This is a genomic window from Lysobacter enzymogenes, from assembly GCF_017168095.1.
Taxonomy (GTDB): Bacteria; Pseudomonadota; Gammaproteobacteria; order Xanthomonadales; family Xanthomonadaceae; genus Lysobacter; species Lysobacter enzymogenes_D.
In genome coordinates, this window is record NZ_LXSD01000483.1 from 1 (window position 1) to 3,262 (window position 3,262).

Sequence of the window (3,262 nt, forward strand, 5' to 3'; positions counted from 1 at the left end):
AATGACGGTCTGGGGGTTGCGGGGCTTCGGGACGTGGCGGCGGAGCTGCGTCGCTGCGGTTGGATTTCGGCTTTCGCCGGAATGACGGTCTTGGGGGTTGCGGGCTTCGGGAGATCGCGGCGGAGCCACGTGGCTGCGGTTGGATTCCGGCGTTCGCCGGAATAACGGTCTGGGGGTTGCGGGCTTCGGGAGATCGCGGCGGAGCCACGTGACTGCGGTTGGGTTCCGGCTTTCGCCGGAATGACGGTCTTGGGGGTTGCGGGCTTCGGGAGGTCACCGCGGAGCCGCGTCGCTGCGGTTGGATTCCGCCTTTCGCCGCAATCACGCATTGGAGAACGCGACGCCCCGGATATCGCCACAGCCTCAGGCCGCGCATTCGAGCGCGCCCCCCCGGCGCCGCTCACTCCGCCGCCGGCGGCTCTCGCGGCGGGAACCGCAGCACCACGCCCGATTGCACATCGCGCGGATCCGGCCGGTTCCACAGCACCGGCACCTGGCGCGGGCTCGGCGGCTCCAGTTCGTCGTTGAGCGGCACCAGCTCGGCGTCCTCTTCGTCTTCCCAGCTGTAGCGCTTGCGCGGCGGCAGCGGGTCGCTGCGGCGGAACAGGAAGGCCGCGGCCACGCCGGCCACCGCGCCGCCCAGGTGGGCCTGCCAGGAGACGCCGGCTTCGCGCGGCAGCACGGTCAGCAGCATGCCGCCGTAGAGCAGGAAGGCGATCATCGCCGCAGCGATCGACGAGCGGTCGCGGCGCAGCAGGCCCAGGGTCATGACCAGGAACATCAGGCCATGGGTGAGACCGCTGGCGCCCAGATGATGGCTCCCGGCCTCGCCCAACAGCCACGCCCCCAGCCCCGAGCCCACCCAGGCCAGCGGCAGCGCGCGCAGCGTCGCCTTGGGATAGACCGCGCCGGCCAGGGTGCCCAGCAGCAGCAACGAGGTCGCGTTGGCGGCCAGGTGCTCGATCGAGCCGTGCAGCAGCGGCGCGGTGAGGATGCCGAGCAGGCCCTCGGCCGAGCCGGGCTGGACCGTGAACGGGCGAATGTCGAAGCCGCTCTGGGCGGCGAACACCGCCGCCAGCACCAGCACGAAGGCCAGGCTGGCGTTGAGGGCCCGGACCAGCCGCGCGCGGTCGGCCTTGCGCTGCGCCGGGGTGTCGGGGATCGGGGCGTCGGTAGGCAGGTGCATACGGACCAGATTGGCACCGGCCGCGGCCAAAACAAGCCGGCCGGGGTGGGCTTCATTGTCCCGCCGGCGGGATTGGGCCCGTGTTCGCAGTCCGGGACCGGGCGCCGCGCCCGGTAGAATGGCGCGATGACTACCGAACTCCCCACCGTACGCCTCAAGAACGCCTGGAAATCCACCCACCCCTGGATCTTCCAGCGCCTGGTCGACAAGCCGGCCCAGCGGCCCAAGCCCGGCAGCATCGTCGATGTGATCGGCGTGGACGGCGACTGGATCGGCCGCGGCTTCTACAACGGCCATTCGCGCATCGCCCTGCGCATGCTCGAGAACGATCCCGAGGTGGCGGTCGACGCCGACTGGTTCGCGCGCAAGATCGCCGCGGCGGTGTCGCTGCGCCGCGACGTGCTCAAGCTCGACCAGGTCAGCGACGCCTGGCGCGTGGTGCACAGCGAAGGCGACGGCATCAGCGGGCTGGTCGTGGACCGCTACGGCGACCTGCTCGTGGTCGAGTACTTCAGCGCCGGCGCGTTCCGCCACCGAGAGTGGATCTACGACGCGCTGCGCGCGCAGTTCCCGGGCTGCCGCTTCTACGCCTTCGCCGACGAGCACGTGCAGAAGCAGGAAAGCTTCGATTTCCGCGGCACCGAGGCGGTGCCGCCGGCGATCATCACCGAATACGGCATCAAGTTCCGCGCCGATCCGGCCGGCGCGCACAAGACCGGTTTCTTCGCCGACCAGCGCGAGAACCGCGAATGGCTGTCGCAGCAGGTCGCCGGCAAGCGCGTGCTCGATCTGTGCTGCAACACCGGCGGTTTCGGCGTCTACGCCAAGGCGCGCGGCGCCGAGGAAGTGATCGGCGTGGACATCGACGCCGACGTGATCAACATCGCCAAGGGCAACGCCAAGCTCAACGGCGCCCACGTCAAGTTCGTCCAGGCCGACATCTTTCCGTACCTGCGCGACATGGGCAACGCGGGCGAGCGCTTCGACGTGGTCATCCTCGACCCGGCCAAGATGACCCGCGACCGCGAGCAGGTGATCCCGGCGCTGAAGAAATACCTGGACATGAACAAGCTCGCGCTGAGCGTGGTCAAGCCCGGCGGCCTGTTCGCGACGTTCTCGTGCACCGGCCTGGTCAGCGAGGACCAGTTCCTCGACATGCTGCGCCGCGCCGCGTTCTACGCCGGCCGCACCGTGCAGGTGCTGCGCGTGGCCGGCGCCGGCGCCGACCACCCGTGGCTGGCGCAGGTGCCGGAGTCGCGGTATCTGAAGGCGGTGTTCTGCCGGGTGCTGGACTGAGCCTCGCGCGGGCTCAATCGCGCCACCACAGGATCGCCGGCGGATCCTCCGGCCGCGCCTGCTCCAGCCGCTGCAGCGCCTCCACATCGAGTCCCGGCAGGCGCGCGCTGAGCGCGCGCGCGACGTCGGCGTAGCCGGGCCAGTCGGTGCGCAGTTCCAGGCGCTCGCCGCTGGCGGTGCCCAGTTCGAGGTAGATCAGCCGGCGCTCGGGCGCGTCGATGGCGTAGCCGTCGATGCCGTCGATGTCGCGCCAGCGGATGCCGTGCACGCGGCCGGCGCCGTCGTCGCGCCAGACGCCGCGCGGGTCGGCGTACAGTCGGGGGTCTCGCGGGTCCATGGGCGGGCCTCCTCGCACGCAACGGGCCTGCGCCGCCCGACCGCTGCGGCCAAGATTGGCACAGTCGGCGCCGTCAGTGCCGTTCCGTATGGAACAGGGACTGCCCATCTTGCGCAAAATATGTGACCGATCGCGCAGTAGTCGCGCCGCCGCGCGCGGCCGCCGCCGGTCGCAGGGCCTGAGACTCACCCGTTTAGACTGGCCCTAGACTAGGCACCCGCACGTGCCTGCACGCCGCGCCGCCGCGCGGCGCCCGGGCATGGACGGCCCGCCTCCCCCGCTTCGCAGCGCCCGCTGCCTTGGTCCCGAGTCCCGGATGTCCCCAGCCCTTGTCGTCGCCGTCGTCTTCGTCGCAGCCCTGGCCTCGGCCGCGCTGGCCTGGCTGCTGGCCCGCGCCGGCGCCGCGCGCGCGCAGGAAGCGGCCCGCGCCGAGTTCGCCGCCC

General features: G+C 71.4%; 3 protein-coding genes. 1 reads left to right on the forward strand and 2 read right to left on the reverse strand.

What is annotated here, in order from left to right; translation table 11 throughout:
* Positions 1-400: 400 nt before the first annotated feature.
* Complete coding sequence (locus A7A76_RS20080) at positions 401-1,186, reverse strand: rhomboid family intramembrane serine protease (RefSeq protein ID WP_206412969.1); 786 nt, start codon at positions 1,184-1,186, stop codon at positions 401-403.
* A 126-nt stretch (positions 1,187-1,312) separates the two neighbouring features.
* Here A7A76_RS20080 and A7A76_RS20085 point away from each other — a divergent pair, with 126 nt between their 5' ends.
* On the forward strand, positions 1,313-2,482 hold the full coding sequence (locus tag A7A76_RS20085) for a class I SAM-dependent rRNA methyltransferase (RefSeq protein ID WP_206412971.1): 1,170 nt from the start codon (positions 1,313-1,315) through the stop codon (positions 2,480-2,482).
* Positions 2,483-2,495: 13 nt separating this feature from the next.
* Here the strand turns inward: A7A76_RS20085 and A7A76_RS20090 are convergent, their stop codons facing one another.
* Complete coding sequence (locus A7A76_RS20090) at positions 2,496-2,819, reverse strand: hypothetical protein (protein ID WP_206412974.1); 324 nt, start codon at positions 2,817-2,819, stop codon at positions 2,496-2,498.
* Positions 2,820-3,262: the final 443 nt, after the last annotated feature.

Coding starts and splice junctions, on each gene's coding strand:
- A7A76_RS20080 (WP_206412969.1), bottom strand. CDS start 1,186: ATGCACCTGCCTACCGACGCCCCGATCCCCGACACCCCGGCGCAGCGC.
- A7A76_RS20085 (WP_206412971.1), top strand. CDS start 1,313: ATGACTACCGAACTCCCCACCGTACGCCTCAAGAACGCCTGGAAATCC.
- A7A76_RS20090 (WP_206412974.1), bottom strand. CDS start 2,819: ATGGACCCGCGAGACCCCCGACTGTACGCCGACCCGCGCGGCGTCTGG.